Here is a 6,892-nt window from a genome sequence, read left to right as displayed (position 1 = left end):
GAGGAGCGCCCCGCACAGCAGCAGGAAGATCTCCTCGCGCAGCGCCGGGGAGACCCCGGTGCGGTGCTGCCAGTGGGCCGGGGTGGCGCCGATGCTGTCCTGGTACCCCGCCCTCGACCGCATCCAGCAGGGCCCGGGCCTTGAGCCGGGTCTCGCGCTCCTCCGCCTCCGGGTCGGAGTCGTACAGCAGGGTCGCCCCGGCGCGTACGGCGGCCACGCCGTCGCGGAACTGGACGGTGCGCAGGGTCAGCGCCGTGTCCACCCCGCCGTCGAAGCCGATCCGGCCGACCGCGCCGCCGTACCAGCGCCGCGGGCTGCGCTCGTGGCGCTCGACGAAGGCGATCGCGGCGCGCTTGGGGGCGCCGGTGACCGTGACGGCCCACATGTGGGAGACGAGGGCGTCCAGGGCGTCCCGGTCCGCGCGCAGCCGTCCGCGGACGTGGTCCACGGTGTGGATGAGGGTGGAATACATCTCGATGTGGCGGCGGGCGAGCACCTCGACGCTGCCGGGACGGCAGACCCGGGCCTTGTCGTTGCGGTCGACGTCGGTGCACATCGTGAGTTCGGACTCCTCCTTGGCCGAGGCCAGGAGTTCCCTGATCCGCTCGGCGTCCTGCATCGGGCCGTCACCGCGCGCGATGGTGCCGCTGATCGGGCAGGACTCGACGGTCCCGGACGCGCCGTCGACCCGTACGAACATCTCCGGCGAGGCCCCGACGAGGTGCTCGCCCTCGCCGAGGTTCACCAGCAGCCCGTACGGCGCGGGGTTGCGCTCGCGCAGCCGGCGGAAGACGGCGGACGGGGCGGCGGTGGCGGGGCGGTGGAAGACCTGTCCGGGAACGACCTCGAACATCTCCCCCGCGTGGAACCGCTCCTGGGCGCGGCGCACCAGGTCCGCGTAGGCGCCGGGTTCGTGGTCGCCGGGCGTCGCGGGCAGCACGGCCGGGGGTTGCGCGGCCTCGGGCGTGGTGCGGGGCAGCGCGGCGGTGCCGCGGCCCGCGTACGCGAACTCGTACCGGTGCAGGACGGCCGTGCCGGTCGCGGGGTCCGCCTCCAGGATCGCGTCGGGGAGGTGGAGCACGACGGTCCGGTCGCGCGGGTCGCGTTCCTGGTGCAGCGGTACGGGGTCGAAGTCGAGCACCAGGTCGTAGCCGAAGGCGCCGTACAGGCCCCAGACGTGGTCCTCGGGGCTGGCCAGCGCGGCGATGAGGTGACGCAGCACGCCGAAGACGGAGGGCCTGCGGGTGCGTTCCTCCTCGGAGGCGAATCCGGTGTCCGCGGGGATGTCCGCGGCCAGGTGGTCGCTGCCCTGCCGTTCGACGGCGACGTGGGGGGCGAGTACGTCGGCCAGCGCGTCCAGCAGGATCCGGCCGCGGTCGTTGAGCGCGGCGAGTTCCAGGCGCCGGGCCCGCAGGACGATCTCGAGCGGGGGGTCGCTGTAGCCGAGGTCGTACGGGCGATAGCGGCCGGGCTGTTCGCTGCGCCCCGACAGCAGCAGGCCGCGCCGGGTGTCGAGGCGGGTCTCCAGCGCGGCCAGGGCCTGCCGGGCGGCGGTGGGGTCGAGCTCTTCGGACCGGCGGGTGACGTGCAGGCCACCGGGGGTCGGCCAGGAGCGCAGGGTGGTGGTCATCGGGAGGTCTTCTCCTTCGCGGGGCGGGCGCGGTGCGGGGCCGGGGTGGTGGGGGCTGACGCGGCGGGGGCGGCGCGGAGGGTGGCGTGGCGGTCCAGGATCCGGTCCACGAGGTGGGCGGCGGCGCCCGTGTACCGCTCGGGGTCGCAGAGTTCGCCGAGCCGGGCCGGGCTGATCCGCCCGCTCAGCTCCGGGGTTCCGGCGAGGACGTCGGCCAGCGAGCGGCCTTCCGTGGCGGCCCGGGCGCAGGCCCGGGTGACCAGGGCCTTGGCCGGTCCCCGGCCGAATTCCGGGGACAGCGCGGCGGCCAGCCGCTCGGAGGCGACCAGGCCGCCGGTCAGGGCGAGGTTGGCGCGCATCCGGTCGGCGTGCACGACCAGGCCGCCGGTGAGTTCGGCGGCCGTGGCGGCCGCGCCGCCCGCGAGGCGCAGGCACTCCCGCAGCGGCTGCCATTCGGCGTGCCAGGCTCCGGCGGGGCGTTCGTCGTCGGTGACGGCCGCGTGGGCGAGGGTCGAGACCAGTGCGGGCAGCTGGTGGGCCGCCGACCTGATGAGGGCGGAGAGGGCGGGGTTGCGCTTGTGGGGCATGGCGGAGGAGGAACCCCGGCCGGTCGCCGCGGGTTCGTGCAGCTCGCCCGTTTCGGTGCGCGAGAGGAGCTGGACGTCCGCGGCGATCGTGCCGAGGGCCGCGCCGGTCAGGCCGAGGGCGGCGGCCAGGTCCGCGAGCGGGGTCCGGACGGTGTGCCAGGGGACGAGCGGCTCGGCCAGCCCGAGCCCCTCCGCGACCAGTCCGGCCAGCCGCTCCCGCACCGCGGGCGCGGCGGCCGGGGCGTGGAGGAGGGCGTATTCCAGATAGCCCGCCATCGTGCCCGCCGAGCCGCCGAGCTGCACGGGCAGGCCCGTGGCGCGGACGCGGCGCAGGCGTTCGCGGGCGTCCAGGACCCCCTGGAGCCAGCCCGCCACCCGCAGGCCGAAGGTGGTGGGCACCGCGTGCTGGCCCAGGGTGCGGGCCGCCGCGGGGGTGTCGCGGTGCCGCCGGGCGAGGGCGGCCAGTGCGTCGGCCGTGCGGTCCAGGTCCGCCAGGATCGGCGCGAGGGTGCGGGCGGCGACCAGCATCAGGGCGGTGTCGAGCACGTCCTGGCTGGTGGAGCCCTGGTGGACAAAGTGGGCGGCGTCGGGGTCGCTCGCGCCGACCCGCCCGGCCAGCATCCGTACCAGCGGGACCACCGGGTTCGCGGACTCCCGCCCCGCGCGGGCGAGTTCGGCCAGGTCGAAGTGCTCGGCCCGGGCGGCCGCCCGGATGGCGAGGGCGGCGGAGCGGGGCACCGTACCCAGTTCCGCCTGGGCGGCGGCGAGCGCGGATTCCACGTCGAGCATGGCCTGCAGGCAGGCGGCGTCGTCGGTGGCGGCCTCGGCGGCCGTCCCGGCGCGGACCGGCGAGAGGAGGCCGGCGTCCACGGCAGGGGTGTGCACAGGGGCGGCGTGCCCAGGGGCGGCGTGCCCAGGGGTGATGTTCACCGGGATGCCCCCTGCCCGAGCGGAGCGGTGAGCGGCTGCGGGGCCGGGGGCCCGGCCAGCGCGAGGACCGCCAGGGAGATGGCGTCGGAGTCGCCGAGGGTCACGGAGTTGACCCCCGGGCGCACCCCGGCCGCGGTGACCCAGTGCACCGACTCGGTGGGCACGCCGTACGCGAAGCGGCGCGGATGCGCGCGGCCCGCGGCGTCCACGAGCCGGTAGGGGCGCCGGGTGACCTCGAGCCCGCCCGTCTGGTGACCGGTCGGGCCGGGGTCCGGGACGACGTACGGGCGGCACTGGCCGGAGGCGAGCAGCCGCCGCATCAGCGGGTCGGTGGTCTCGCGCACGTCCGTCGTCGGCAGCCGCGCTTCGATCAGGGCGGTCGCCTGGACCTCGGAGCCGGCCACGCGCGGGGAGGACGCGGTGAAGGCACCGGCCTCCGGGTCGGGCGTGACGCGCAGACCGGGTCCGAGGATCTGCACCACACCCGCGTCGACGAGCGCGGCCAGCTGTTCGATCCGCCCGGCGGGCGGGCCGATGGACAGGAACGCGTTGAGCGGGGTGTACCAGCGTTCCAGGTCGTCCCGGTGCGAGCGGCCGGTGAGGCCGCCGTGGTCGACCAGCAGCCGGATCTCGTTGCGCAGGTCGCGCAGCGCGTCCAGGGCCGCCTTGAGCGGGCCGTCCACATTGCCGCTCTCGGCGGCGGCGAGGTCCGCGCGCAGGACGCCGAGCAGCCAGTCCCGGTGCTCGGCCGGGCTCTCGAAGACCCGGGCGCGGGCCGGGTCGGCGAGGTGCTCCCAGTCCCAGCGGTCCGCTCCGGCGATCCCGAACTCCGTGAGCAGGGCCGCCTCTTCGGCCGACCGCCAGGCGAGGGCGAGGGTGGCGCTCTGGAACCGGTCGGCGTCGCAGCCGCATCCCCGCTCGGTGAGCAGGGCCCGGTAGTAGACGGTCTCGGCCTCCTTGGCGATCAGTGGCCACAGGTCCCGGGTGAAGTCCAGTCCCCGCCCCGGGTCCCGGTCCGCGGACGCGCCGAGGGCGGCGAGCCGCTCCGGGGTGAGCAGCAGCGGTACGTGGCGTCCGTGGGCGCCCTTCTGGTTGCGGCCGCGCGAGTGGTAGGGGACACCGCGGCGCGAGCCCGCGTACACCCGGGGTTCGCGGCCCGAGGGCCGGTAGACCAGGGCGCCGTCACGGCGTACGAAGGTGCCGCCGCGGCCGAGGGTGAGCAGGGCGAGGTGATCGAAGAAGTTCAGGCCCAGGCCGCGCAGGACGACGCTCTCGCCGGGGCGGATCGCGGTGAGGTCCACGTCCGCCGGATTGGCTGGGCGGATGTAGGTGAGCCCGTGACCGGCGGCGAACGCGGCGAGCTCCCGCTCCCGTTCGGTGGCGCGCGCGGGGCGGTGCCCCTGGGCGAGGACGACGGCGTCCAGGCCGGTCAGCCGCGTGCCGTCGGCGAGGGTGAGGCTCTGGCGGCCGTCCTCCTCGTCGCACAGGTCGACCGCGGTGGTCGGGTGCACGAGGATCCGCAGGGCCGCGGGCGCGGTGCTGGTCACCCGGCCGAAGGCCCACTCCAGGTAGTGGCCGTAGAAGGCGCGGGTCGGGTAGGTGTCCGGGGTCAGGGCGCGGGCCTCTTCCAGCACCGCGGGGTCGTAGCTCTCGAACGGGCCCATGAGGGTGAGGTAGTTGGCCCATTCGTAGAGGCTGGGGCCGGGGGCGAGTACGCCGTCCATCTCCACGCTGGCGTCGGTGAACACGGTGACCTGGGAGGCGATGGTGTTCATCAGGAGGTGGCCGGACTGACCGGTGCGCCAGACGCCGCCGGCTCCGGGGCGGTACGGGTCCACCATGTGCACGGTGAGGGCGGCGGCGCGGGTGTGGCGGGTGGCGTTGGCGCACAGGCGCTCCAGCACCGACAGGCCTCGGGGGCCGGCGCCGATGATGCAGACGTCGAGTGGTGCGTCGGTCACGGGTGTCTCCGTCTTCGGGATCATCGCGGGCGGGGGTCGGGCGGCACTAGACGCCGAGATCGCGGCCGATGATCTCTTTCATGATTTCGTTGGTGCCGCCGTAGATGGGGTGCACCCGGTTGTCGACGAACGCCCGGGCCACCGGGGTCTCGCGCATGAAGCCGTAACCGCCGTGCAGTTGCAGGCAGCGGTCCAGGACCCGGCGCTGCACGTCGGTCGCCCACCACTTGGCCTTCGCCGCGTCCACGGCGGTGAGCCGGCCCGCGTCGAGTTCCGCGACGGCCCGGTCGACATACGTCCGGGTGACGTCCAACTCGGTCGCCATTTCGGCGAGTTCGAACCTGATGTGCTGGAAGGAGCCGATGGCCTGCCCGAAGGCGGTACGCGCCTTGCAGTGCTCCAGGGTCTGTTCGAGCGCGGTCTCCGCGGCGGCCACGGCGTAGGCGGCGATGCCGAGGCGCTCGCGGGGCAGGTTGTTGGCGAGGTGCAGGAAGGCCCGGCCGGGCGTGCCCAGTACGTTGGCGGCGGGTACCCGGACGTCGTCGAAGAAGAGCTCGGCGGTGTCCTGGGCGCGCATGCCGATCTTGTCGAGCTTGTTGCCCCGGGAGAAGCCGGGCATGCCGCGCTCGACCACGAGCAGGCTCAGGCCGCGGGCTCCGGTGCCCGGCCGGGTCCGGGCCACGACGAGCACGAGGTCGGCGTGGATGCCGTTGGTGATGAAGGTCTTCGAACCGTTGAGGACGTACGCGTCCCCGTCGAGCCGGGCGCTGGTGCGGATGGCCTGGAGGTCGCTGCCCGCCTCGGGCTCCGTCATGGCGAGGGCGGTGATGAGGTCGCCCGAGCAGAATCCGGGCAGCCAGCGCCGCCGCTGCTCCTCGTCCGCCAGCTCCAGCAGGTAGGGGGCGACGACGTCGTTGTGCAGGGCGAAGCCGATGCCGGTGGCGCCGACCCGCATCAACTCCTCGCTGATGATGACCTGGTAGCGGAAGTCGCGCACTCCCCCGCCGCCGTACTCCTCGGGTACGTCGATGCCGAGCAGGCCGAGCCGGCCGGCCTTGCGCCAGATCTCGCGGTCCACGAGACCTTCCCGCTCCCACGCCGCGTGGTGCGGGGCGATCTCCTTCTCGGTGAAGTCCCGTACCATGGAACGGAATTCGAGGTGCTCGGCCTCCAGGCCGCTTTCACGCATCGGTGCCTCCGGCGCGGTGGATGATCTGCTCGACCGTGCCCGTACTGACCAGGCGGCCGCCCTGGTGGAAGGTGACCCGGGCGACGGCCAGCCGGGGTGTGCAGGTGGTGAGTTCCGTGTCCACGGTGACCGGGCCGGGGTACAGCGGGGCGTGGTAGGTGACGCCGAGCCCGGCGGTCAGGAAGCGGCTGCCGTCGGGGAGGGCGGAGAGCATCACCAGGCCCGCGAAGTGGTCGACGAGGCAGGCGATCCAGCCGCCGAAGACGACTCCGGGGGTCAGCGTGAGGGACGCGTCGAAGCGGGTCTCGCAGCGGATCCGGCCGGGCGACCAGGACGTGGCGGGCGGCAGGGAGAGGGTCCCGGCGGCGGCCGGGTTCGGCACGCTGCCGTCGGCCAGCCCGGCGAGCAGCCGGCGGCCCTCGGTGGGCTCGTCCGCGGGGGCGATGCCGCGCAACTGCACGGCGGGGGCGGGGGGCAGGGACGTCTGGGACAACGTGGGACGTGGCGGGGTTGTTTGCTCAGACGCGTTCTCTGTTCGGGTTCGGTGCGGGGGATGTGTGGAGCTGGTTCCACTCGTATGCGTTTGATTTTTCGG

Annotated in this window: 5 protein-coding genes; all 5 read right to left on the bottom strand. The window is 74.7% G+C overall.

The window, feature by feature from the left end; all coding sequences use genetic code 11:
- A partial coding sequence (locus ABT084_RS37520) for an anthranilate synthase component I (RefSeq protein ID WP_351054228.1) occupies positions 1-1,630 on the bottom strand: 1,630 nt, incomplete at its 3' end.
- On the bottom strand, positions 1,627-3,087 hold the full coding sequence (pcaB, locus tag ABT084_RS37515) for a 3-carboxy-cis,cis-muconate cycloisomerase (protein WP_351054225.1): 1,461 nt from the start codon (positions 3,085-3,087) through the stop codon (positions 1,627-1,629). The genes ABT084_RS37520 and pcaB, both read right to left, overlap by 4 nt.
- A 56-nt stretch (positions 3,088-3,143) precedes the next feature.
- Positions 3,144-5,108 carry an FAD/NAD(P)-binding protein gene (locus ABT084_RS37510; RefSeq protein ID WP_351054222.1) on the bottom strand — a complete coding sequence of 655 codons (1,965 nt, stop codon included), beginning with the start codon at positions 5,106-5,108 and terminating at the stop codon, positions 3,144-3,146.
- Positions 5,109-5,154: 46 nt separating this feature from the next.
- Entirely contained in the window at positions 5,155-6,297 is a 1,143-nt protein-coding gene (locus ABT084_RS37505; protein ID WP_351054219.1) for an acyl-CoA dehydrogenase family protein, read from the bottom strand.
- Positions 6,290-6,790, bottom strand: a complete 501-nt coding sequence (locus tag ABT084_RS37500) for a PaaI family thioesterase (RefSeq protein ID WP_351054216.1) — start codon at positions 6,788-6,790, stop codon at positions 6,290-6,292. Before ABT084_RS37500 ends, ABT084_RS37505 begins: the two co-directional genes overlap by 8 nt.
- Positions 6,791-6,892: the final 102 nt, after the last annotated feature.

This window comes from Streptomyces sp. NPDC002138, assembly GCF_040296485.1.
Classification (GTDB): Bacteria; Actinomycetota; Actinomycetes; order Streptomycetales; family Streptomycetaceae; genus Streptomyces.
This window is presented reverse-complemented; position numbering and strand designations above follow the sequence as displayed.